This is a genomic window from Microbacterium lacusdiani, assembly GCF_054779895.1.
This window is the reverse complement of sequence record NZ_BAAGXJ010000003.1, coordinates 183,744-206,982: the sequence shown is the minus strand read 5'-3', so window position 1 is coordinate 206,982 and position 23,239 is coordinate 183,744. Positions and strand designations below refer to the sequence as shown.

Annotated in this window: 26 protein-coding genes; 23 read left to right on the top strand and 3 right to left on the bottom strand. The window is 74.4% G+C overall.

Annotated elements, in window-relative coordinates; translation table 11 throughout:
- The first annotated feature begins 12 nt into the window (after window positions 1-12).
- The 14 genes from hemW (at window position 13) to ACYVGN_RS03045 (ending at window position 13,422) form a co-directional block, all read left to right on the top strand.
- On the top strand, window positions 13-1,230 hold the full coding sequence (hemW, locus tag ACYVGN_RS03110; RefSeq protein WP_460788707.1) for a radical SAM family heme chaperone HemW: 1,218 nt from the start codon (window positions 13-15) through the stop codon (window positions 1,228-1,230).
- Window positions 1,231-1,313: 83 nt separating this feature from the next.
- Window positions 1,314-2,219 (top strand): hypothetical protein, encoded by a 906-nt coding sequence (locus ACYVGN_RS03105; RefSeq protein WP_460788705.1) that lies wholly within the window; start codon window positions 1,314-1,316, stop codon window positions 2,217-2,219.
- A gap of 8 nt (window positions 2,220-2,227) precedes the next feature.
- On the top strand, window positions 2,228-3,154 hold the full coding sequence (locus ACYVGN_RS03100; protein ID WP_460788703.1) for a hypothetical protein: 927 nt from the start codon (window positions 2,228-2,230) through the stop codon (window positions 3,152-3,154).
- A gap of 91 nt (window positions 3,155-3,245) precedes the next feature.
- The gene (locus ACYVGN_RS03095) at window positions 3,246-3,764 is read left to right on the top strand and encodes a hypothetical protein (RefSeq protein WP_055988822.1); all 519 of its coding nucleotides are present in this window, start codon (window positions 3,246-3,248) and stop codon (window positions 3,762-3,764) included.
- Window positions 3,765-3,782: 18 nt separating this feature from the next.
- Window positions 3,783-5,027, top strand: a complete 1,245-nt coding sequence (locus ACYVGN_RS03090) for a phage tail sheath family protein (protein WP_460788701.1) — start codon at window positions 3,783-3,785, stop codon at window positions 5,025-5,027.
- Window positions 5,024-5,506: a phage tail protein gene (locus ACYVGN_RS03085; RefSeq protein WP_055988820.1), complete on the top strand. Its 483-nt coding sequence runs from the start codon at window positions 5,024-5,026 to the stop codon at window positions 5,504-5,506. The genes ACYVGN_RS03090 and ACYVGN_RS03085 overlap by 4 nt, the downstream gene beginning before the upstream one ends.
- Window positions 5,499-6,581, top strand: coding sequence for a hypothetical protein (locus tag ACYVGN_RS03080; protein WP_460788699.1), 1,083 nt, complete (start codon window positions 5,499-5,501; stop codon window positions 6,579-6,581). Before ACYVGN_RS03085 ends, ACYVGN_RS03080 begins: the two co-directional genes overlap by 8 nt.
- The gene (locus ACYVGN_RS03075) at window positions 6,581-7,393 is read left to right on the top strand and encodes a CIS tube protein (protein WP_460789219.1); all 813 of its coding nucleotides are present in this window, start codon (window positions 6,581-6,583) and stop codon (window positions 7,391-7,393) included. The genes ACYVGN_RS03080 and ACYVGN_RS03075 overlap by 1 nt, the downstream gene beginning before the upstream one ends.
- Entirely contained in the window at window positions 7,390-8,934 is a 1,545-nt protein-coding gene (locus ACYVGN_RS03070) for a phage baseplate assembly protein V (RefSeq protein WP_460788697.1), read from the top strand. The genes ACYVGN_RS03075 and ACYVGN_RS03070 overlap by 4 nt, the downstream gene beginning before the upstream one ends.
- Before the next feature lie 69 nt (window positions 8,935-9,003).
- Window positions 9,004-9,291 carry a hypothetical protein gene (locus tag ACYVGN_RS03065; protein ID WP_460788695.1) on the top strand — a complete coding sequence of 96 codons (288 nt, stop codon included), beginning with the start codon at window positions 9,004-9,006 and terminating at the stop codon, window positions 9,289-9,291.
- Window positions 9,288-9,734, top strand: a complete 447-nt coding sequence (locus tag ACYVGN_RS03060) for a GPW/gp25 family protein (RefSeq protein ID WP_460788693.1) — start codon at window positions 9,288-9,290, stop codon at window positions 9,732-9,734. The genes ACYVGN_RS03065 and ACYVGN_RS03060 overlap by 4 nt, the downstream gene beginning before the upstream one ends.
- A gap of 1 nt (window position 9,735) precedes the next feature.
- Window positions 9,736-12,294 (top strand): baseplate J/gp47 family protein, encoded by a 2,559-nt coding sequence (locus tag ACYVGN_RS03055; protein ID WP_460788691.1) that lies wholly within the window; start codon window positions 9,736-9,738, stop codon window positions 12,292-12,294.
- Window positions 12,284-12,955: a phage tail protein gene (locus tag ACYVGN_RS03050; protein WP_460788689.1), complete on the top strand. Its 672-nt coding sequence runs from the start codon at window positions 12,284-12,286 to the stop codon at window positions 12,953-12,955. The genes ACYVGN_RS03055 and ACYVGN_RS03050 overlap by 11 nt, the downstream gene beginning before the upstream one ends.
- Complete coding sequence (locus ACYVGN_RS03045) at window positions 12,952-13,422, top strand: hypothetical protein (RefSeq protein WP_460788687.1); 471 nt, start codon at window positions 12,952-12,954, stop codon at window positions 13,420-13,422. Before ACYVGN_RS03050 ends, ACYVGN_RS03045 begins: the two co-directional genes overlap by 4 nt.
- 12 nt (window positions 13,423-13,434) lie before the next feature.
- On the opposite strand, the gene ACYVGN_RS03040 is transcribed toward ACYVGN_RS03045, so the two are convergent.
- Complete coding sequence (locus ACYVGN_RS03040; RefSeq protein WP_460788685.1) at window positions 13,435-14,283, bottom strand: hypothetical protein; 849 nt, start codon at window positions 14,281-14,283, stop codon at window positions 13,435-13,437.
- Between the two features lie 18 nt (window positions 14,284-14,301).
- On the bottom strand, window positions 14,302-14,625 hold the full coding sequence (locus ACYVGN_RS03035) for a hypothetical protein (RefSeq protein ID WP_460788683.1): 324 nt from the start codon (window positions 14,623-14,625) through the stop codon (window positions 14,302-14,304).
- 53 nt (window positions 14,626-14,678) lie between these two features.
- On the opposite strand from ACYVGN_RS03035, the gene ACYVGN_RS03030 reads away from it, so the two are divergent.
- The 9 genes from ACYVGN_RS03030 to era all read left to right on the top strand — a co-directional run bounded on the left by ACYVGN_RS03030 (window position 14,679) and on the right by era (window position 22,555).
- Window positions 14,679-15,242, top strand: coding sequence for an NUDIX hydrolase (locus ACYVGN_RS03030; RefSeq protein WP_460788681.1), 564 nt, complete (start codon window positions 14,679-14,681; stop codon window positions 15,240-15,242).
- A 159-nt stretch (window positions 15,243-15,401) separates the two neighbouring features.
- Complete coding sequence (hrcA, locus tag ACYVGN_RS03025) at window positions 15,402-16,442, top strand: heat-inducible transcriptional repressor HrcA (protein WP_460788680.1); 1,041 nt, start codon at window positions 15,402-15,404, stop codon at window positions 16,440-16,442.
- A 61-nt stretch (window positions 16,443-16,503) separates the two neighbouring features.
- Window positions 16,504-17,616, top strand: a complete 1,113-nt coding sequence (dnaJ, locus tag ACYVGN_RS03020) for a molecular chaperone DnaJ (protein ID WP_460788678.1) — start codon at window positions 16,504-16,506, stop codon at window positions 17,614-17,616.
- Between the two features lie 3 nt (window positions 17,617-17,619).
- The gene (locus ACYVGN_RS03015; protein WP_460788676.1) at window positions 17,620-18,351 is read left to right on the top strand and encodes a 16S rRNA (uracil(1498)-N(3))-methyltransferase; all 732 of its coding nucleotides are present in this window, start codon (window positions 17,620-17,622) and stop codon (window positions 18,349-18,351) included.
- A 59-nt stretch (window positions 18,352-18,410) separates the two neighbouring features.
- Entirely contained in the window at window positions 18,411-18,761 is a 351-nt protein-coding gene (locus ACYVGN_RS03010) for an HIT domain-containing protein (protein WP_055988806.1), read from the top strand.
- Between the two features lie 37 nt (window positions 18,762-18,798).
- Window positions 18,799-19,842, top strand: coding sequence for a PhoH family protein (locus ACYVGN_RS03005; protein ID WP_460789217.1), 1,044 nt, complete (start codon window positions 18,799-18,801; stop codon window positions 19,840-19,842).
- Window positions 19,836-20,306: an rRNA maturation RNase YbeY gene (gene ybeY / locus ACYVGN_RS03000; RefSeq protein WP_055988804.1), complete on the top strand. Its 471-nt coding sequence runs from the start codon at window positions 19,836-19,838 to the stop codon at window positions 20,304-20,306. The genes ACYVGN_RS03005 and ybeY overlap by 7 nt, the downstream gene beginning before the upstream one ends.
- Window positions 20,307-20,352: 46 nt before the next feature.
- Window positions 20,353-21,666, top strand: a complete 1,314-nt coding sequence (locus ACYVGN_RS02995; RefSeq protein ID WP_460789215.1) for a hemolysin family protein — start codon at window positions 20,353-20,355, stop codon at window positions 21,664-21,666.
- Window positions 21,659-22,555 (top strand): GTPase Era, encoded by an 897-nt coding sequence (gene era / locus ACYVGN_RS02990; RefSeq protein WP_055988803.1) that lies wholly within the window; start codon window positions 21,659-21,661, stop codon window positions 22,553-22,555. The genes ACYVGN_RS02995 and era overlap by 8 nt, the downstream gene beginning before the upstream one ends.
- Here the strand turns inward: era and ACYVGN_RS02985 are convergent.
- Entirely contained in the window at window positions 22,552-23,217 is a 666-nt protein-coding gene (locus ACYVGN_RS02985) for a hypothetical protein (protein WP_460788674.1), read from the bottom strand. The genes era and ACYVGN_RS02985 overlap by 4 nt on opposite strands.
- Window positions 23,218-23,239: the final 22 nt, after the last annotated feature.

The following is a 23,239-nucleotide window of genomic DNA, read 5'->3' as shown; positions in this document are numbered from 1 at the left end:
GGGCCGATCCTGATGGCCGGTCCGCTGCCGGTCGGCGACCCGGCTCCCGCCGACGGGCGCCTTCCCGAGGGCATCCGGGTCGATCCGCAGACCGACTTCGGTGTCTACCTGCACGTGCCGTTCTGCCGCGTGCGGTGCGGCTACTGCGACTTCAACACCTACACGTCGGGCGAGCTGCGCGGCGCCCGCCAGGACGAGTACGCCGACACGCTGCTGCGCGAGGTCGCGCTGAGCCGCGAGGTGCTGGGCGAGGCGGGAGGCCTCCGCCCGGCGCGCACGGTGTTCTTCGGCGGCGGCACGCCCACGCTGCTTCCCGCCGGCGACCTCGCCCGGATGCTCGACGGCGTGCGCGCCGCGTTCGGGATCGCGGAGGACGCGGAGGTGACGGTCGAGGCGAATCCCGACACGGTCACGCCGGACGTCGCCCGGGAGCTCGCCGACGCAGGCGTGACCCGGATGTCCGTCGGCATGCAGTCCGCCGTCCCGCACGTGCTCGCGGCGCTCGATCGCACCCACACGCCCTCCAACGTCCGCACGGCGGTGGACGCGGCACGCGAGGCCGGCCTCGACGTGAGCGTCGACCTGATCTACGGCGCGCCCGGCGAGTCGCTCGCCGACTGGGAGGCCTCGCTCGACGCGGCGCTCGCCCTCGAGTCCGATCACCTCTCGGCGTACGCCCTGATCATCGAGGACGGCACCAAGCTGGCGCGCCAGATCCGGCGCGGCGAGGTCCCGGCGCCCGACGACGACCTGCAGGCCGACATGTACGAGCTGGCGGATGCGCGGCTCGCCGCCGCCGGCTTCGAGTGGTACGAGATCAGCAACTGGTCGCGCGGCGAGGAGCACCGCTCCCGTCACAACCTCGCCTACTGGCGTGGCACCGACTGGTGGGGCTTCGGTCCCGGCGCCCACAGCCATGTCGGCGGCCTGCGGTGGTGGAACGTGAAGCACCCCGCCGCCTACGCGCAGCGCCTCGCGCTCGGCGAGTCGCCCGCGGCGGGACGCGAGACGCCGGATGCCGACGCCCGCGCGCTCGAGCGCGTGCTGCTCGAGAGCCGCATCCGCGAGGGGCTCCCGATCGCGGCGCTCGGAGACGACGCGCGGCGGGCCGTCGCCGGCCTGGTAGCCGACGGCCTGGTCGACGGAGCGGCGGCCGTGGGGGGGCGTGTCGTCCTGACGCTCCAGGGGCGCCTCCTGGCGGACGCCGTCGTGCGCGCGCTGACCGCCTGAAGCGCCCGGGTGTATCACGCGGTGCGGCCGCGGCTCCCTTCTGCAGAGGCGGCGGCGGCCATGCCGCCGCGAAGGGGGACACCATGACGCCCGACGACGGCTTCGGCCCCACCGCCCCCGCGGCCGGCGCGACGCCCCCGTTCGTCGTGACGGGTCCCACGCAGCTGGCCCTCGACGGCGGACGCCGCGGCAGGGCCTCGTTCACGGTCTCGAACGTGTCGGGACGTCCCGTCCGGGCCCGCCTGATCGTGACGCCCGGGCCCGACGCGGCCGCGGGCTGGTTCACGATCGCGGGCGACGCGGAGCGCTCCCTGCCGCTGGCCGGCACCACCACGGTCGACGTCGACGTGGCCGTGCCGGCGGACGCCCCCGAGGGCGCCCGCGCGTTCACGCTCGGCGCCGCGCTCGAGGAGTCGCCCGATCAGGTGGTGCCGGGGCCCACGGTCGCGCTCGCCGTCGCACCGGCAGGCAGGCGGCGCTTCCCCTGGTGGATCGTGATCGTCGCGGCGGTGGCGCTCGTCGTGCTCGCGGGCGGCGGCATCCTGATCTGGATGCTGACGCGCCCGGAGGCCGTCGGTCCCGGCCCCTCGCCGAGCCCGAGCCCGACCGAGACCCCGACCCCGACGCCCGTGCCGACCGGGCCGGCCGTGATCCTCCAGACGACCGTGGTGCAGGACACCACGCCGGTGTACGCCGACCTCGACGAGGACGGCGAGCCGGACATCCTGCTCACCGACAACGACTTCTCGTTCCTCGCCTTCTCTCACCCCACGTTCGTCTACGGGCTGATGCGCGGCGTCGAGTTCATCGGGGAGCCGCGATTCGACCTGTGCCGCGACGTGATGCTCCGGGACTCCGTCGAGATCCAGGACGGCTGGCCGACCAGCTACGTGTGCACGTTCACGACCGGCGGCCACGCCGCCGTGCTCGAGGTGGGACCGACGGGCGCCGGCGAGCCGCGCGAGATCGCGGTCACGGTGTGGGAGTGAGGAGCGGAATGTCCGATGCTCCGACTCCGGGACCGGGAGACTTCGGCCCCGACGGGCCCGCGCCGTCATCCGCGCCGCCGTTCTCGGTCGCGGGTCCGACGCAGGTGGCGATCGACGCCGCCCGGCGCGGAACGGGATCCTTCACCGTGTCGAACGTCACGGGGCGCCCCGTGAAGGCGCGTCTGATCGTGCGCGCCGGGGCCGGCACGGAGGAGCGCTGGTTCTCGATCGTCGGGGAGGCCGAGCGGGCGCTGCCGACCGCAGGGACCACGACGGTCGACGTGACCGTGGCCGTCCCGGATGACGCGCCTGCCGGGCCCGGGACCTTCGCGATCGGCGCGGCCCTGGAGGAGTCGCCGGATCAGGTGGTGTCCGGCCCCACCGTGGCTTTCACCGTGCCCGAGCGAGCCCGCCGCCGGTTCCCGTGGTGGATCGTCGTCGTGGCGGCGGCGCTGCTCGCGGCGGGCGCGGTGCTGATCTGGTGGCTCACGCGCGAGGAGCCCGCGCCGGAGCCGACGCCCGCGGAGACCACGGGCCCTCCCGTGATCGAGCACGAGGTGTTCGCCGCGTATGAGTTCGAGGCGTACGGAGGTCTCTCGTACGATCTGGACGCCGGACGGAGCGTGGACGCGGCCGTGGACGTGACCGGTGCCGATCTGTCGTTCTCCGGTGAGTTCCACAGCTCGGGCTTCCTGAACGCGGTGGGGTACTTCTCCGCCCGGCTGGCCGTCGTGCCCGACCCGACCTTCGAGGCCTGCGAGGCGGCCACGGACTACACCCAGGGCCAGCCGCTGCCCATCCCGGCGGACGAGACCACCTACGTCTGCGTCGACCTGACGGATCAGCAGCGCCGCGCGCTCCTGGAGGTCCGCCCGACCGAGGCGGGCAGCGGCGTGCACGTGATCGCGGCCACCGTGTGGGCCCGCGGCGAGTAGGCGTTTCTCCCGCAGGACGGTATCTCCGTCGGCGGGTGCGCCTCCTTCAGGGTGCGCGGCGACCCGCCGTGCGGTGCCGAAGGGGGCGGGCATGAGCGCGAGCGAGCAGCTCGGCGCGGACCTGGTCGCCGCGCTCGAACCGGTCGAGCGCTGGGCGGCGGAGGCGACCGGCCTGCCGGTGGTGTTCGACGAGGGCGACGCCGCGGCGGGCGGAGCCGTGCTGCTGCGTCCGCTCTCGATCGCGCTCGCACCCGCGACCGGGCCGGTGCTCCGGCACATCTCGAGCGCCGAGGTGACTCTCGACGTGCTCGTCACCGTCGTCGGCCGGAACGCCTACGACTCCGCGCGAGCCGCCGTCGCCCTCGCCCTCGCGGCCCAGACCGACGTCCCGTGGCGGCTCGAGCCCGGTCCGGTCGACCCGGGTCTGTGGCGGGCCCTCGGGCGCCCGCCGCAGCCGGCCTTCATCCTGCAGGTGCCCGTGCGACGCCTGATCGAACGCGCCGCCGCGCCGCCCGTGCGCGAGCCGCTGCATGCCGACCTCGTGCCGATGCCGGCTGATCCCCGGGGCCGGGAGGCCCCACTCCGCTCGGGCACGGCGCCCGTCGGATAGTGCCGAGAAAGGACCGTCATGCCCCAGTACCTCACTCCGGGCGTCTACGTCGAGGAGATCATGGGCGGTGCACGCCCCATCGAGGGGGTGGGCACCCAGGTGGCCGCCTTCGTCGGGTTCGTCACGGACCCGGATGCGCCGGTGGGCGTCCCCACCGCCGTGAACAACTGGACCCAGTACACCAGCGTGTTCGGCGGGGACGGGCCCAGCAGCGCGCTCACGCTCGCGGTCCACGGGTTCTTCCTGAACGGCGGGGACCGCTGCTACGTGCTCAACGTCGGGCCCGACGGCACCGTGGGCGGCACCGCCGACAGCCCCGGGATCTCGGCGCTGGAGCACATCGACGAGATCGCGATCGTGGCGGCTCCGGGGATGACGGACGCCGGGTCGTACGACGCGGTCCTCAGTCACTGCGAGCTCATGCGCGACCGCGTGGCGGTGCTGGACGCCCCGGCGGACGTCGCCGACCTGAACGCGCTGACCCGTCCGGCGAAGCCGCGCTCGCCCGGTGCCTCCGCGTCGGGCGGCTCGGCGTCGGACGCGGAGGCGGGTGACGCCGACTCGGGCGAGGCCGCGTCGCCGCCGAAGCCTCGGGCGTCGGGCGACGGGACCGCGCCGCGCCAGTCCGAGTGGGGTGCCGTCTACTTCCCGTGGATCCGCGTCCTGGATCCGCTCACGGGCGCGCTCGTCGACGCCCCGCCGTCCGGGCACGTGGCCGGCGTGTGGGCGCGCACCGACGGCAGCCGTGGGGTGCACAAGGCGCCCGCGAACGAGACCGTGCGCGGCGCGCTCGACCTGACGCGGGCGCTCACCCCGAGCGAGCAGGGGCTGCTCAACAGCGCGGGCGTCAACGCGATCCGCAGCATCCTGGGGAGCATCCGGATCTGGGGCGCGCGCACCCTCGCCGGCGGCTCGAGCGAGTGGCGGTACCTGCCGGTGCGCCGGCTGTTCGCCTTCGCCGAGGAGTCGATCCAGCAGGGCACCGGATGGGTGGTGTTCGAGCCCAACGACCAGGTCCTGTGGAACGCGATCCGGCGTGACATCCGGGCCTTCCTGCGCCGGCTGTGGCGCGACGGCGCGCTGCTGGGCGCGACCGAGCGCGAGGCGTTCTTCGTCAAGTGCGACGCCGAGACCAACCCGCAGGAGAACATCGACGCCGGCATCGTCACCGCCCTCATCGGGATGGCGCCGGTCAAACCGGCCGAATTCATCGTGTTCAAGGTGAGCCAGTACGCGGCCGCCGGAGGAGAGGAAGCACAGTGAGCGATGCGACGGCGGCGCCCTCGGCGTCCGCGAAGACCCAGTGGACCGACCCGTTCGGCGCCTACAACTTCAAGCTCATGATCAGCGGGATGGCGGTCGGGCACTTCACCGAGTGCTCCGGGCCTCAGGTGACCATCGACACGGTCGAGTACCGGGAGGCGGGGCAGGCGCAGGTCGTGCACCACATCCCGACCATCACGACGTACGGCGAGATCACGCTGCGCCAGGGCCTCACCCGGTCGACCGAGCTGTGGGACTGGTTCATGGCGACGGTCGCGGGGGAGATCCGGCGCCTGCCGGTGTCGATCATCCTCCTCGACTCTCGGGGCACGACGCCGGTCATGCAGCTGGACCTGGACCAGGCCCTGCCCGTGCGGTTTCTGGGCGCCGACCTCCGGGCGACCGCCCGCGAGGTCTACATCCAGGAGTTCGGGCTGAAGTACGAGTCGATCGAGAGGGTGGGCTCGCGCGATGGCTGACCGGCACGGCCCCGCGCGTCGGGGCGCCGCGGGCGTGCTGCGGCGGGTGCGGCAGGCGCTCGCCGGCGTGTGGCGCGCGCTCGTCCGCCGCGACCCGCCCGCCCGACTGGGCGCCGGTCCGCGGTCGGCCGCCCCTCGGGGCGCGCCGCCGGACGACCCGCACCTCGCGGGGGCGGATCCCGACATCGCCGCGTACGTCGCGGCGCGCGATCCCGAGTGGTTCGCGTTCGAGGCCGGGGATCCGGCGGCGGCGGAACCCGCTGCCGGCCCCGGCCCCGGCGCCCGCGTGCGCGGCGAGACGGAGCGCACGGAGGCTCACGGAAGGGTCGCTGTGACGCACGTCGATCCGCCCGCGCGGCCGAGGGCACCCGGCGCCCCGGCGGCTCCCGCGCCCGCGACGGCGTCGGCGGCCGGGGAGTCCCCCGCGGAACCCGCCGGCGCGCCTCACGTGGCGTTCCGCGCCGCGGCGCCGACCGCGGCACCCCCGCCCTCGGCACCCGAGCACGCCCCCTCCTCGCCGGCGGCCGCGCGGCCGGCGGGGGTCCGCGTGGAGCAGCGCGTACGCCGGGAGCCGAGCACCGTGCCGTTCCCCGAGCCGGGTGCGACGAACCGCGTCCTCAGCGGCCCCGCGCCTCTTCCCGCCGTGCCGCAGGATGGGCCGGAGACCCCGCAGCGCGCGAGCGACGACAGGATGACGCCCGCGAGCCCCCGGCCGACGCCGCTGGAGACGCGGTCGCGCGGGCAGCGCCCGGGGGAGCCGGCGACGTCTCCGTCGCCGGCGTCGGAGCGGCACCCGTTCCCGGTGCGCGATGCCGCACCCGGCGCGTCGTCCGCGCCCCGCGCGCTCCCGCGGCGGGCGGACCGGCCTGACTCCGGCCCCGAGGCGGGGGCGCGCGGGCACGGGGCATACGCGGGCGTGGGCGCCGCGCCGTGGCCGGAGCTGCCGCCGCGCCCCGCCGACCGGTCGCCGCGGGACGGCGCCCTCGTCGACCACGCCGCCGGGTGGGCGGCGCAATGGGGCTGGGCAGGCGATGCGTCCGCCGACCCGCTCGTGGCCGAGCAGCGGAGAACGTGATGGAGCGCGTGGCGTTCATCGACGAGCAGACCGGCGCACGCGTGACGTGCATGCTCAACCCGGAGCACGTCGTGCAGCGGCGCGTCGCCGGCCTCGCCCCGCGGCGCGGCGGCTCGGGGGTCGTGTCCGGTGCCGCCCTCAGCGACTCCCCGCTGCTGCACACCGGCGGCGGGCGGACCGAGCTCGACCTGCAGCTGCTGTTCGACGTCGACCTGGTGCCCCCTCCGCTCGCGCCGCCGGCTCCCGCCGCCTCCGGGGCGGACGGCGGTGCGCCGCCACCGGCCGCCGTGCGCGCGGACGTGCGGGACTACACCCGCGCGCTCTGGCAGCTCGCGGAGAACAGCGATCCCTCTGGGCGCGGCGTGCCGCACGTGCGCATGGTGCTCGGCAAGAGCTGGAACGTCCTCGCCGTCGTCGAGGCCGTGGCCGAGCGGTTCGAGAGGTTCGACCGCAACGGCACGCCGGGACGCTCGTGGATGAGCCTGCGGCTCGTGCGCGTGCCGGATCCGAATCCGCCGGCTCCCGACACGCCTCCCGCCGCGGACATCCCCGATGCGGCGGCCGCTGCTGTCGCGGCCGCCGCGCCCGCCGCGGTCCACACGGTCATCGGAGCCGGGCCGGGCGACGACGGCGCCCCGAGCGGCGGCGAGACGCTCGCCGAGCTGGCGGCGCGCTGGTTCGGAGGCCGGGCCGCGCTGTGGCGCTGGATCGCCGACGTGAACGGCCTCGACGACGTGGTGTGGCCTGAGCCGGGCAGGGAGCTCATCGTCCCGCCCGCGCCGGAGCAGGTCTCGACGGGGGAGCGGCCATGACCGACACGATCGACCTCGTCGCGCCCGCCCCGGCGGTCATCCCGGGCGTGCGCGTGCGCGTGGACGGCGCGGAGCTCGACGTCGACCGCGTCGCCCGGCTGACCTCGGTGCGCGTCCGGCGCGAGGCGAGCGCGCCGGCCGCGTGCGCGCTGGTGTTCGAGGACCCGGTGGACCCCGCCGCGCTCGAATCGGCTCTGACGCCTGGTGCCGGCCTCGACGTGGCGGTCGAGGGGCACGCCGTCCTGCTGTTCACCGGCGACGTGGTCGTGCTGGAGCGCGCGTTCCGCGCGGACGGCAGCGTGGCGATGACCGCCCGCTGCCAGGACGCCGCCCACCGGCTGCGCCGCGACTCGCAGCTGCGCGCGCACGTCGACGTGTCCCTCGCCGAGCTCGTGCGCGAGCTCGCCGAGCCGGCGGGCCTGTCCGTCGCCGCGGGCGACGAGGGCCCTCGACTGCCGCGGCTGCTTCGCGACGGCCGGTCCGCGCTGGACCTGCTCACCAGACTGACGCGCGAGGCGGGGCTGTGGTGGCAGGTGGACGCCGCGGGCGGCACCCTGCGCCTGTTCGACGGATCCGGGATCGGGCACGAGGCGCGCGCCGCGTACGGCGACGGGCTGATCGAGGCGGTGGTCACCGACAGCGCGCTCGCGCATCGCTCCGGCTGGCGCGTGGTGGGGTGGGATCCGGTAACGGGGGAGGTGTCGGACGGCTCGGCCGACTCGGGCGTCGACGACCCCGACGCTCGCGACGCCGTGCGGGGCGGCGCCGTGGCATTCGGGGCCGACGAGCTCGAGGCGCTCGCCCGGGGACTCGCCGCCGAGGACGGCGCATCGGCGCGCGTCGTGCGTGCGGTCGTCGAGGGTCATCCGGAGCTCGGCCCGGGCAGCGTGCTGCGCCTCGCGGGACTCACGCCCGGCGCTACCGGGGACTTCGTGCTGCTGGCCGCGGACCACGTGATCGACGCGTCGGGCGGGTACATGTGCACGGTCACGTCGGAGCCGCCCGCGCACCTGCGGGCCCTCGGACCCGCCGGCGGGCGGCCGCCGCGCGGCGCCATGACGCTGACCGCGGCTCAGGTGCTGCGCGTCGACGATCCCGAGGCGCGGGGCCGCGTGCGGGTGACGCTGCCGGCGTTCGACGGCCTCGAATCCGAATGGCTGCCGGTGCTCGCACTGGGCGCGGGCGAGGGGAAGGGCCTGGCGCTGCAGCCGGACGTGGGCGACAGCGTGCTCGTCGCGCACGAGGCGGGCGACCCGGGCAGGGGCGTCGTCCTCGGAGGGCTGCGCACGAGCGACGGCGGCGAGCCGGGCGTCGGCGTCGTCGGCGGAGCCGTCGGCGTGTACGGGATGCGGCTGCCGTCCGGCCAGTCGCTGCGCCTGAGCGCGGACGGGGACGCGCTCGCGCTCGCGAACGCCGCAGGCAGCCGCGTCGCCCTCACCGACACGGGCGTGGTCGTCCATGCCGCCGGCGACCTCGTCCTGGAGGCGCCCGGCCGGCTGCTGCGACTGCGCGCCGGACGGATCGAGCTGGAGCGGGCGTGAGCGGGGGATGACATGTGGTTCTGGGTGACGGCGGATGCCGATGTGAGGTGCGACCACAAGCTCGGCCGTGTGGCGATGATCGCCGGCGAGGACTTCGTGTTCGTCGGGGCCCGGCCCGTGGTGACGGGGGACGAGCCGTTGCGGCGGCCGATCGGCGGATGCCCGAACGTGAACGTCGGCATCAAGCCGTGCACCACGACGTTCGACGTGCAGACCGGCCGGTCCGGGTTCGTGACCATCGCGGGGCGGCCGGTCATCCGGGCGGATCTCGCGGGCACAACCGACGGCACCCCGCAGGGCGGCGTGCGGTACCGGGTCGAGCATCCCGGGCAGCTCCTGGTGACGGAGACGCCATGAGCACCCGGGGCCCCGTCAGGCGGACGCCGCCCGTCACGACCGGATGGCGCTTCGCCCATCCCGACGCCGGTCGCGGTCCCGGCGGGCTGACGATCGCCGACACCGGCAGGGTGGAGCTCGTGCGGGGCGCGGACGCCGTCCGGCAGTCGCTCATCCTGCTGCTCTCCACCGTCCCCGGCGAGCGCGTCATGCGCCCGGACTACGGGTGCGAGCTGGCGCGGCTCGTGTTCTGGCCGAACGACGACACCACGGCGGGCCTGGCGATCCACTACGTGCGGCGCGCGGTCGAGCGCTTCGAGCCCCGCGTCGTCGTGCTCGGTCTCGACGCCGGCGCGGCGCCGGACGCACCCGACCGCCTGCAGGTCGTGCTCGACTACCACCCGAGGCTCGGCGGCCCGGCCGACCGGCTGGTCGCCTCGATCCCGCTGCAGGGGGCTGAGTGACATGGCGCTTCCCATTCCGAACCTGGACGACCGGGACTTCGCCCGGCTCCTCGCCGACGCCAAGGCGCTGATCGCGGCGCGCAGCCCCGAGTGGACGGATCTGTCGCCCGGCGATCCGGGCGTCACCCTGCTCGAGGTGTTCGCCTATCTCACCGACACGCTGATCTATCGCGTCAACCGCCTCCCGGAGAAGGCCTTCGTTCAGTTCCTCGACCTCATCGGCGTCAAGGTCATGCCGCCGGCCGCGGCGAGCGTGGACCTGGAGTTCTCGCTCGCGGCCGCCGCGGCGACGGACGTCGTGATCCCGCGCGGCAGCCGCGTGATGACCGCGCGTTCCGGCGCGGACTCGCCGGTCTTCGCGACCGCCGAGGACGCGCGCATCGCGGCCGGGTCGCGGACGGCAATCGTGCGCGCGCACGCCGGCGAGATCGTCGAGGCCGAGCCGCTCGGCGTGGGGAACGGCCTCCCTGGGCAGTCGGCGCGGGTGGCGCGCCCGCCGATCTCGCTCGCCACCGGCGACGTGCTCGACCTGGTCGTGGGGGTCGAGGCCGAGCCGGACGAGCTCGGCAACCGGGAGCCGGCCCGCGAATCCGGCGGCGTCACCTATCGGATCTGGAGCGAGACCGAGCACTTCGGCGCGCCCCCGGGACCGGACGACGAGCCCCACCTCTACGTGGTCGACCGCGCCGAGGGCGTGATCGCGTTCGCGCCCGCGGCGCAGCTCGCCGATCCCGGCGGCGGCCTCGCCGCGCAGCCCGTGGCCCTGGCGGCGGTGCCCGCCGCCGGCCGCCGCATCGTCGCCTGGTACCGCCGCGGCGGGGGCGCGAACGGCAATGTCGCCGCCGGCACCCTGACCGTCCTCAAGGACGCGGTGCCGGGGGTGTCGGTCACCAACCCCAGAGGCGCCACCGGCGGACGGGACAGCGAGACGCTCGAGAACGCGATGATCCGCGGACCCCAGTCGCTGCACACGCTGGACCGCGTCGTGACGGGGCGCGACTACGAGCAGTTCGCCGTGGCCGCGCACGGCGGCGTGTCGCGCGCTCGCGCCGTGACGCGCGCCGAGGCGTGGACGGGCGCCCCGCCCGGCGAGGTCCAGGTGTACGTGGTGCCGGGCGTCGAGGGCGGCTCCTTCGCCCCCGACGTGCTGGAGGCGCGGATGAGCGCGCAGGTGCTGGAGCGGCTGGAGGAGGCGCTGCACGCCCGTCAGCCGATCGGCACGCGCGTGCGCGTGCGATGGGCGGGTCTGATGCCCATCCGGGTGCGGGCCTCCGTGGTGGTGCACCGCGCCGAGGACCGCGTCGCGGTCGAGCGCCGGCTCCGCGACCGGCTCGACCGGATGCTCTCGCCCGTGCCGATCGACGGTGCGGGGGGATGGCCCTTCGGCGAGCACCTGCGGGTCGCGCGGGTCTACGACGCGCTGCAGGGCGAGCGGGGCGTGCGCTACGTGTCCGACGTCCGGCTGGTCGTCGACGAGGTGCCCGACGCCGTGTCGGCGACCGTGCGCGATCCGAATCATCCCCGCACCTGGTACGCGGGCGGCGGCGCGCGCGTGTTCCGCACGGTGGACGACGCGCGCGGCTGGGTCGCCGTGGCGCGCATCGAGGGAGAGGTCGTCGAGCGGATCGGCGTGCTGCGCGAGGCACCCGGGTGGGTCGTGGCCTGCACGCGGGTCGGGGACACCGAGTCCAGCGTGGTCCACGCCTCGGCCGACTACGGCGAGACCTGGAGCCGGATCGCCCAGTTCGAGTTCCATGTGGAGGACGTCGCGCTCGCGCTGATCGACGGCGCGCCGCATGCGTTCCTCGCGACGGACGCCGGCCTGTTCCGGCAGCCGCTGCGCGAGGGCGCGGTGGGCGACCGCCTGCTCGTCGTCGGGGAGGACGCGGGCCTGGGCTTCTACGCGGTGACGACCGTCGTCGATCCCTCCGGCGAGCTGCGGGTCGCGGCGGCCGCGCAGGAGCTCAAGGGCGTGTACCTGTCGTTCGACGAGGGGCGTCCGGGGACGTTCACGCAGACCGGTCTGACGGGGCAGGACATCCGCGTGCTGCGCACGCTGGAGCTCTCCAACCGGCGCGTGCTCGTGGCCGGCGCGTACGCGACCGGCGACGAGGAGGGCGCAGGCGTGTTCCGCGTCGAGCTGCACGGCACCGAGCTCGACGCGCAGGGCTGGGGCCCCGTGGGGGCGAACTGGACGGGCGGCAGCTGCCGGGACGTCGCGTTCATCGGCGACACCGTCCTGGCCGCCACCGAGCGCGCCGGCGTGACGGTCGCGAACCCGCGGCAGGCGAACGGCGTCTGGAGGGCCCCGACGCGCGACTGCGGCCTGCCGCTCCGCGAGACCGGCGCGTTCCAGGCGCTGCGCAGCGTGGCCGCAGGGGACGCGGTGCCGCCGCTCGTGCTGACGGGCGGCCCCGCAGGCCTGTTCCGAAGCTCCGACGGCCGCACCTGGCGACCGGCCGCGCCGGCCGAGCTGTCCGACGAGGTCGCCCTGCCGCCGAACTGGCTGTTCGCCCCCGGCGCGCACGAGATCGACGTGGGGTACGGCGATGCGGGCTGAGAGGATCGGGCGGCTCCTTCCCGAGGTCCACCGGCGCACGATCGTGCCGGGCACGCCGATCGCGGCCCTCGTCGACGTGATGGCCGAGCTGCACGCGCCCGTCGAGGACTTGCTCGCCGACCTGCCGTCGCACTTCGACCCGCAGCGCGCACCCGACCAGTTCGTGCCGTTCCTGGCGCACTGGGTCGACCTCGCGCGCTGGATCGACGACGCCTCGGGCGAGTTCGACACGGGCGTCGGGCGCCTCCGGCAGGTGATCGCCGCGGCGCCGCGCCTGTCGCGACGGCGCGGGACCGCGGAGGGGCTGCGGGAGGCGCTCGAGTGGGCGCTCGGCGTCTCGGGCGTCCGCGTGGACGAGGCCGCGGCCGACGAGGCCGGTGCGCCCCGGCTGTTCCACGCGCGGGTCGTCCTGCCGCGCGAGGCGGCCCCGCACCTGGCGCTCGCGCGGCGGATCGTGGCGCAGGAGAAGCCGGCGCACGTCACGGTCGAGCTCGTGTTCGCGGACCCCGGTCCGGGCTCTGCCGATGCCCATCCGGAGCCGGGTGACGAGCCCGCGGCATCCGATGCGCCGCCGACGCTGCCCGTGGGCGCGCCGCCCTCGTCGCCGGAGCCCTTGCTCCCCGGCGCCGAGCCGCCCGCGGCGGGGGAGCCGCCGGGATGAACGTGAAGGCGCTCGTCGTGGTGCTGGTCGCCCTGGTCGTGGCGGCCGGGCTCGTGCTGTTCTACGGCGCGCAGAGACCGCCGGCGTCGCCCGACGACGCGCGCGGCGGCGTGGACGGATCGCTCGGCTGGCTCGACCTGAGCCGGCCCCTGTCGTTCGAGGACGTCGCGGACGCGCCGTGCGCCCGCGCGGATCTGGAGGCGCTCGTCGTGCCGGCGGCCGGCGGCTGCAGTGCCGCGGTGCCCGACCCGGCGCGGATCCTGCTCTGCACCGAGACGCCCGGCGACGTGCTCGTGAGCACGAGCGGCGCCGACTACCCGGAGCAGGAGGTCGACGCCGCCGACCTGTCGTGCGCGAGGCCGGTCGCCGTCCCCGTGTACGACGACGAGAGCACGCTCATGCTCGTGTGCACCGCCGTGGCGGGCGAATGCGTGGTGCGGGTGCTCCCGCCCGAGGATGCCGGGTGACCGCGCTCTGCATCACCCGCCGGCGGCGGGGACCGTGGCGGTCCCCGCGTCGCGCTCGCGCAGGGCCCCGCCGCCCTGGCGGCCGAGGCTCAGCTGCTTCAGGACGGCGACGACGCCGCCGATGAGCACGAGGAGCCCCCACACGGCGCCCACCACCGCGGTGATGAGCGCGGCGAGCGCGTCGGCGATGCTCACCACGATCCCCGGGACGACCGAGTGCAGCACCATCGTCAGGAGCGTGAGGAGAAGGGCCAGCAGCAGGAAGAACACCATCCGCTTGCTGCCGAGCATGCGCGGCTGCGCCACGATGAGGAATGCGACGGCGGCGAGCTGCAGCACCAGGACCGCCCCCAGGATCGCCGCCGACGCGCCGACATCGAAGAACCCGAACACCGCGAGGTAGGCGAGCGTGCCGAAGGGGGCCGCCAGGAACAGCGCCACCATCGTGGTGAGGGCGGCGAAGGCGAGCAGGGCCAGCAGCACGCCGGCGACCGCGGCGCCGAGGCCGCCCACGAGGCTCGCGATGCCGTTCACGAGCGCGCCCGCGCGGTGCCCGATCAGCAGCGGCAGGGCCATGAGCCCCACCATCAGCAGCGTCAGCCCGAGCGGCAGCGCCAGGAACGGGATGCCGAGGCCCGGCGGGTCCTCGGCCTCCGCGCCGAACGCGCCGTCCTCGGCGATGGCCGCGACGTCGCCCGCGTCCACCCCCTCGGGCAGCGACGCGCCCGGCTGGGCGAGCGCCGCGATGCGCTCGCCCAGGGGTGGCGGCGACACGACGACCCCCGCGCCGACGCAGGCGAGCACCGCCAGCAGGATCGCCGCGACGGCGACCCACAGCGCCCACCTGCGCAGGCCGTCCACGGGGCGCCGCGCGATCTCTCAGAGTGCCAGCAGGATGCCGCCGGCCACGAGGCCGACGACGAGGATGCCCGCCGCGACGTACCAGGCCCAGTCGGGCGGCACGAACTTTCCGCCGTACGAGGGCTGGAGCGACGCGTGCGGCGTCGCGGTGGCGCCCGCGATGAAGGCGACCGCGACGGCGGCGAGGAAGGCGACGCCGATGACGATGAAGCCGGCCTCGGAGCGCATGATCCCGACGACGACGGCGGTGACGCCGGCCGCGACGCCCAGGATGTAGCCCGCGATCGTGAGCACGAGCTTGACGGTGGGATTGCCGGTGATGCCGGACAGCGTGGTGTTCATGCTCTGAGGAGCCCGCGCCGCGCGTCCCTGATACGGGATGACATGCTGACTGGATGAATGCCCCCGAGATGTGGGATCTGAGGGACGGGGACGGCCGCCCGACGGGAGCGCGGGTGCGCCGGGGAGACGTGCTTCCCGAGGGAACGACTCATCTCGTCGCCGCGACGTGTGTGCTGCGCGCCGATGGACGGGTGCTTCTCACGCGCCGGGCTGCGTCCAAAGCCGAGCACCCCTTGACATGGGAGTTCCCGGGCGGGAGCGCCCTGGCCGGGGAGTCGAGCGCCCAGGCTGCCTCGCGAGAACTGCACGAGGAGACAGGCATCCTGGCGCCTCCGTCCCAGCTGACTTTCATCGGTCGGCACCGGGAGATCTCCGCCTTCGTGGATCTCTATGCGGTGTCGCTGGGCGTGGATGTGCCCGTCGTCCTGGACCCGGCGGAGGTTGCCGCAGCGGAGTGGGTCTCCTTCGACGAAATCTTTCGGCGCCGCCAGCAGGAGACCTTCGCCGAGCCGTGGCTGGACCGGTTGGACGCACTTCTGCAAGCCCTTGCCCGCTGGGCGCGAAGCAACGCCCCTCATCCTCACCTCGAGGAGATATCCACGATCTCGGACGGATGAGCGGGACAGCGGCCTCCGCGGTGGATTTCTCCGCGCGTCACGGCGGCGCACTATCGGCGCGAGCGGGTCCTGCGAGCGGTGCTCAGCCGATCCGGCGTCGTGCTCGCTAGAATTGGCACTCAGAACGAGCGAGTGCCAGGCGACGTCGGGAGGTGCGGCATGGTCACGGAACGTGGGCTGAAGGTGCTCCGCGCCATCGTGCAGGACTACGTCGACACGCACGAGCCGGTGGGCAGCAAGTCGATCGTCGAGCGCCACGCGTTCGGCGTCTCCGCGGCCACCATCCGCAACGACATGGCGCTGCTCGAGGACGAGGAGCTGATCACCGCCCCGCACACGTCTTCGGGCCGCGTGCCGACCGACAAGGGCTACCGCGTCTTCGTCGACCACCTGGCCGAGCTGCGGCCCCTGTCCCAGGCGCAGCGCTCGGCCATCTCGACGTTCCTGGCCGACCCCTCGGACCTGGACGACCTGCTCTCGCGCACCGTGCGCGTGCTCACGCAGCTGACGGGGCAGGTCGCGCTCGTGCAGTACCCGTCCTTCGCGTCCGCGAACGTCACCCACGTGGAGCTGGTGCGGCTCGACGACATCCGGATGCTTGTGATCATCGTGACCGACACGGGCCGGGTCTCGCAGCGCCTCACGGCGACGCCGAGCGGCGTGCACGAGGACGACGTCGCGGTGCTGCGCGCGCAGCTCGCGTCGCTCGTCACGGGGCGCTCGGTGGGCGACGGCTCCGAGCGGATCGAGGCGCTGCGGGCGCAGGCGCCGGCGGAGCGCGGCCGCCGCGACGACGCGCTGCTGACGCTCGCAGCCGTCGTGGGGGAGGAGCTCGACGAGTTCCGCGAGAACCGCCTCGTGATGGCCGGGGCGGCGACCCTGGCGAAGCGGGAGCAGGACTTCCGCGGCAGCATCCACCCGCTGCTCGAGGCCATCGAGGAGCAGGTCACACTGCTGCGGCTGATGTCTGAGATGGTGGCGGACGAGCACGGCCTGTCGGCGAGCATCGGCCGCGAGAACGACGAGTTCGGGCTGGCCGAGGCGTCGATCATCGCGAGCGACTACGACGCGGGCGTGGGCCGCGCGCGCGTGGGGCTCATGGGCCCGACGCGCATGGACTACCCCAGCAACCTGTCGGCGGCCCGCGCGGTGGCGCGGTACCTGTCGCGGCTGCTGGACGAGGACGAGGGCCGCCGCTAGGCGGCGCCGATTCATCACGCGGGAGCGCGCGGCAGACGACGCGCGACCATGAAAGGCGAGTGTGGCTGACCACTACGAGGTTCTCGGGGTGTCGCGCGAGGCGACGTCCGACGACATCAAGAAGGCGTATCGCAAGCTGGCGCGCCAGCTGCATCCCGACGTCAACCCCAGCGAGGACGCCGCGGAGCGCTTCAAGCTGGTGACGCACGCGTACGAGGTGCTGAGCGACGACGAGAAGCGCCGCCGCTACGACAAGGGCGGCGACGAGAGCCCGTTCGGAGGCGCGGGCGGGTTCGGCGGCTTCAGCGACATCTTCGAGACGTTCTTCGGCGCGGGCGCCGGCGGCGGCCGCGCGGGACGTCCCCGTTCGCGCCGCGAGCGCGGCCAGGACGCGCTCGTGCGCGTCACGCTCGAGCTCGGCGACGTCGTCTTCGGCGTGCACCGGGACCTCGAGGTCGACACGGCCGTGCTGTGCGAGACGTGCCAGGGCTCGTGCTGCCAGCCGGGCACGGGTCCGGCGCGTTGCGAGATCTGCGGCGGCTCGGGCTTCATCCAGCGCCAGGTGCGCAGCCTCCTCGGCAACGTCGTGACGCAGCAGCCGTGCGGCGCGTGCCAGGGCTACGGCGCGACCATCCCCGACCCGTGCACGACCTGCCACGGCCAGGGCCGGGTGCGCTCGCGCCGCACCGTGTCGGTCGACATCCCGGCCGGCGTCGAGACCGGCCTGCGCCTGCAGCTGCCCGGCTCGGGCGAGGTCGGCCCGGCGGGCGGCCCCAACGGCGACCTCTACATCGAGGTCCAGGTGTCGCCGCACCCGGTCTTCAGCCGCGACGGCGACGACCTGCTCGCGACGCTCGAGGTGTCGATGACCGACGCCATCCTGGGCGCCACCACGACCATCGAGGCGCTGGACGGCCCGGTCGAGCTCGAGCTGCGGCCCGGCATCCAGGCCGGGGAGGTGCTGACGGTCAAGAACCGCGGCATCACGGGGCTCCGGTCCTCGCAGCGCGGCGACCTGCGGGTCGGGATACACGTCGTCACGCCGACGCGACTGGACGCCAAGGAGCGGGCGCTGGTGGAGGAGCTCGCGAAGCGCACCAAGGCGCCGAAGCCGCGCCTGGCGGAGTTCCAGCAGGGCCTGTTCTCCAAGCTGCGCGACCGGTTCCGGGGCTGACGCGTGGCCCTGCACTTCATCGACGAGACGGCCGGGGCCGCCCGCGTCGGCGACGCGGTCACACTGACGGGCGCCGAGGCGCATCACGCCGCCGCCGTGCGCCGCGTGCGCGTCGGCGAGGCGGTCACCGTGACGGACGGCCGGGGCGCGTGGCTCGAGGGCGAGGCCGAGAGCGTCGAGCCGCGCGAGGTCGTCGTCCGGATCGCCACCCGCCGCGACGAGGACGCGCCGCGGCCGCGCCTGGTGCTCGCGCAGGCCCTGGCGAAGGGCGACCGCGACGAGCTCGCGGTCCAGGCCGCGACCGAGCTCGGCGCCGACGAGATCGTGCCGTGGCAGGCGGCCCGCAGCGTGTCGCGCTGGGAGGGGCCCAAGGCCGAGAAGGGGCGCGTCCGCTGGGCCGCCATCGTGCGCGAGGCGGCCAAGCAGGCCCACCGCGCGTGGCTGCCGGAGGTCGTGCCGGTCGCGACGACCGGGGCCCTCGCGGCGCGCGCGGCCGGCGAGCGCGTCCTGGTCCTCGAGCCCACCGCCGAGACCCGTCTGACGGCAGTGGATCTCGGAGACGCCGCATCCATCGTGCTCGTGGTCGGTCCCGAGGGCGGCATCTCCCCGGAGGAGCTGGACCGGCTGGAGGCCGCCGGCGCCGTGCGTGTCCGGCTCGGCGACACGGTGCTGCGCACGTCCACCGCCGGGCCCGCGGCGCTCGCACTCGTGAACGCGCGCCTGGGCCGCTGGTGACCCGCGACGCGGGTCAAGCCCCCGGGTCGGGTGAGGGGCGCGCGCATAGACTGAGGTCCATGAGCGATCCCTCGATCTTCACCCGCATCCTGCAGGGCGACATCCCCGGCGAGATCGTGGCCGAGACCGAGCGGGTCTTCGCCATCAAGGACATCGCGCCGCAGGCGCCGCTGCACCTGCTGGTGATCCCGAAGACGCAGGAGTACCGCGACGTCGCGGAGCTCGCCGCGGGGGACCCCGAGCTGCTGGCCGAGATGGTGTCCGTGGCGAAGGGCCTCGCATCCGAGCACGCCGACGGCGACTTCCGCCTGCTGTTCAACTCCGGGTCGGGCGCGGGCCAGACCGTGTTCCACGTTCATGCGCACGTGCTCGCGGGCGGCCTGGGAGAGAGAAGCCTCGTCGGTGAGTGACCTTCACACGGAGACCGTGACCGCCGACGGAGTCGCGATGGTGCAGCTGCTCGGCCCGCAGGACCGCCTGCTCCGGATGGTCGAGAGCGCGCACCCGGATGTCGACGTCCACGTGCGCGGCAACGAGATCACGCTGCGCGGGGCGGAGGCCGACGTGCGCGCGGCGCGCGCGCTGGTCGACGAGCTGCTCCAGATGACCAAGGCCGGGCATGCGCTCGGCGAGGCCGACGTGGCGAGCTCGGCGCGCATGATGCGCGACGAGTCCGGCCCGCGGCCGAGCGAGGTCATGGGCGAGGCGATCCTGTCGAGCCGCGGCAAGACCATCCGACCCAAGACCGTGGGTCAGAAGGACTACATCGACGCGATCGATCAGAACACGATCGTGTTCGGGATCGGCCCCGCCGGAACGGGCAAGACCTACCTGGCGATGGCGAAGGCCGTGCAGGCGCTGCAGCGGCGCGAGGTCGACCGGATCATCCTGACCCGCCCGGCGGTCGAGGCGGGCGAGCGGCTCGGCTTCCTGCCCGGCACCCTCACCGACAAGATCGACCCGTACCTGCGCCCGCTGTACGACGCTCTGAACGAGATGATGGACCCCGAACTCGTGCCCAAGCTCATGGCGACGGGCACGATCGAGGTCGCGCCGCTCGCGTACATGCGCGGCCGCACGCTCAACAACTCGTTCGTCGTGCTCGACGAGGCGCAGAACACCACGCCCGAGCAGATGAAGATGTTCCTGACGCGTCTCGGCTTCGGCACCAAGATGGTCGTCACCGGCGACATCACCCAGGTCGACCTGCCGCAGGGCGCGTCGGGCCTGCGCCTCGTGACGCGCGTGCTGGAGGGGATCGACGACATCCACTTCGCGCGCCTGACGAGCGACGACGTGGTGCGGCACTCGCTGGTGGGCCGCATCGTGGACGCGTACAGCGAGTACGACGAGCGCCGCCTCGCCGCGCGTCACGAGCGCGACGAGGCCGCCGAGTTCGCCAACCGGGCCGAGCGACGCGCCGCGAACTTCCCGAAGGCCTCGCGGGCGACCGGCCCCCGAGACCGCACGCCCAAGCGAGGACGATCGTGATCGACATCAACAACGAGTCCGCCGTCGAGATCGACGAGTCGGTGCTGCTGCGCCTCACGCAGGAGAACCTGGCCGCGCTGCACGTGTCGCCCGACGCGGACGTGGCGATCGTCCTGGTGGACGAGGGCGCCATGGAGCAGCTGCACCTGCAGTGGATGGACGAGCCGGGCCCGACCGACGTGCTGAGCTTCCCGATGGACGAGCTGCGGCCGGGCACCGAGGACCAGCCCACGCCGCCCGGGCTGCTCGGCGACATCGTGCTGTGCCCGCAGGTCGCGGAGGCGCAGGCCGAGACCGCCGGCCACTCGACGATGGACGAGCTGATCCTGCTCACCACGCACGGCCTGCTCCACCTGCTCGGCTACGACCATGCCGAGCCGGACGAGGAGCGCGAGATGTTCGGCCTGCAGCGCGAGCTCATCGCGGCGTTCGCCGCCTCCGAGCGCCGCCGCGGCGCGAAGTGACCGACGCGCCCGAATGACCGACGCACTCAGTCCCGATCTCGTCGGCCTGCTCGCCGCGCTGCTGATCGGCGCCGCGTTCCTGCTCATCCTGCTGGCGGGTGTGATGTCGGCCGTCGACGCGGCGCTCGGGGTGACGTCCCGCGGCGACCTCGTCGACCTCGCGGCGGAGGGACGGAACGCCCGGGCCCTCGGGCGCATCGCGGCGGATCCGGATCGCCACGCCGGCGTCGTCGTGTTCGTGCGGGTGTTCGCCGAGACGGCCGCCGCGGTGCTCGTCACCGCCGCCTTCGCACTGCTCCTCGACAGCATCTGGTGGGCGCTGCTGGTCGCGGCGCTCATCATGACGGGGGTCTCCTACGTCGCGGTGTCCTCGAGCCCCGCGTCGTTCGGGCGCCGGTACGCGTCCACGCTGCTCCCGCTCCTGGCGCCCCTCGTCCGCGGGGCCATGATCGTGCTGGGCCCGATCTCGACCGCCCTCGCGGCGTTCGGCAGCCGCGTCACGCCCGGCGGCGGGCGCCGCAGCTTCGAGTCCGAGGAGCAGCTCCTCAGCATCGTCGACGAGGCCGCGTCGCAGGACGTCATCGAGGCCGACGACCGCGCGCTCATCCACTCGGTGTTCGACTTCACGGACCAGGTCGTGCGCGCCGTCATGGTGCCGCGCACCGAGATGGTCACGGTCGAGGCGGACGCCACGATCCGCGACGCCATGCGGATCTTCCTCGATCGCGGCATCTCGCGCATGCCGGTCGTCGACGGCGAGGTCGACGACGTCATCGGCGTGCTGTACCTGAAGGACGTCGTGCAGTTCGGCTTCCGCGACGCCGCGGGCCTGCCCGACTCGGGCGCGTGGCGCGAGTCCGGCATCCGGGCGATCGCCCGCCCGGCCGTGTTCGTGCCCGAGCAGATGCGCGCCGAGACCCTGCTGCAGCAGATGAAGCGGGACGCCGTGCACGTGTGCCTCGTCGTGGACGAGTACGGCGGCATCGCGGGGCTCGTCACGCTCGAGGACCTCATCGAGGAGCTCGTGGGCGAGATCGCAGACGAGTACGACGCCCCGTCGAAGGAGGTCGTCGAGGTGGCGCCCGGTCGCTACCGCGTCAGCTCGCGGCTGTCGCTCGACGAGGTCGGCGACCTGTTCGACGTCGAGCTCGAGGACGAGGAAGTGGACTCGATCGGCGGCCTGCTCGGCAAGGCGCTCGGACGCGTGCCGCAGCCCGGCGACGTCGCCGAGGTCGCGGGCATCGTGCTCACGGGCGGCACGTCGCGGGGGCGCGGCCGCGGCATCAACACGGTCTTCGTGGAACGCGGCGAGGCGCTGCGGGCCATGGAGGAGTACAGGGAGAGAGACAACGATGGCTGACGCGACCCGGTCCGGATTCGTGACGTTCGTGGGACGGCCGAACGTCGGCAAGTCGACGCTGATGAACGCCCTGGTCGGCGAGAAGGTCGCGATCACGAGCGAGAAGCCGCAGACCACGCGGCGCGCGATCCGCGGCATCCTGAACCGCCCGACCGGCCAGCTGGTCGTCGTGGACACGCCGGGCATCCACAAGCCGCGCACGCTGCTCGGCCAGCGCCTGAACGACCTGGTGGAGCAGGTGCTGGGCGACGTCGACGTGATCGCGTTCTGCGCGCCTGCGACCGAGAAGGTGGGACCGGGCGACCGCCGCATCGCCGAGTCGCTCGACGGGTACCCGCGCGCCAAGAAGGTCGCGATCGTGACGAAGACGGATGCCGCCTCGCGCGATGACATCATGGAGCGCCTCATCGAGGTGGACGCGCTGCGCGAGGACTGGGCCGCCGTCATCCCGCTGTCCTCGCTCACGGGCGACCAGCTCGACGTCCTGACCGACGAGCTGCTGCAGCTCATGCCCGAGGGCCCGCCGCTGTATCCCGAGGGCGTCGTGACCGACGAGTCGACCGAGGACCGCGTGGCGGAGATCATCCGCGAGGCGGCGCTCGAGGGCGTGCGCGACGAGCTGCCGCACTCGATCGCGGTGACCGTCGACGAGATCTCGCGGCGCGAGGACGGCGACCTGACCGACGTGCACGCGAGCGTCGTGGTCGAGCGCGACAGCCAGAAGGCGATCATCATCGGGCACAAGGGTTCGCGCCTCCGCGACGTCGGCGCGCGCGCCCGCGCGCAGATCGAGCCGCTCGTGGGGACCCGGGTCTTCCTGAAGCTCCACGTGCGCGTCGCCAAGGAGTGGCAGCGCGACCCCAAGCAGCTGGGCCGCCTGGGGTTCTAGGGCGCGGGCTTCAGCACCGACTGGACGATCACGACGCCGTCGCCGAACTCGGCGTCCGCGGCCTCCTGGTACGTGCCGTCGTCCCACATCACCTCGACCCAGACGTAGCCGTCCTGCGTGTAGGAGCCGAGCATCGTCTCGTGGTCCGCGAGGCGGTCCATGACGGTCTGCTGGATCTCGGCGAGCTCGTCCTCGGGCGTGGTCCCGGGGCGTCCGCCGGTGGGGTCCTCGGGCGCCATCGGATCGAACAGCGCCAGCAGCACGGGATCGGCCGTGGGCGTGAACGTCTCCCCGTCGTAGCGGCCGGTCACGGCGTACGCGCCCCAGGTGTGGTCGGAGGCGGTCTCCTCGCCCTCGACCGCGTCCCAGTCCCACCCGACGATCGGGATGCCGCCGCACTGGGGCGGGTAGGACTCGGCGACGGCGCCCAGGCACAGCTCGACGGACCGGCCTCCCGCGTCGAGCGGCTTGTCCATCACGGTGCCGGTCGCGAGCACGTCGCGCTCGGGAGGCCCGGGCTCGACGTCGCCGAAGCGGGGCGGCTCGGCGCCGGGCGCCGGCGCGTCGTCGCGCGGCGTGGCGCACGAGGCGAGGAGGGCGAGGGCGGCGAGGGCGGCGATGGCCGCCGCGGAGGCGGTCGCGCGGCGCAGGACGGTGCTCATACCCAGGAGTGTCGCCCGGCGC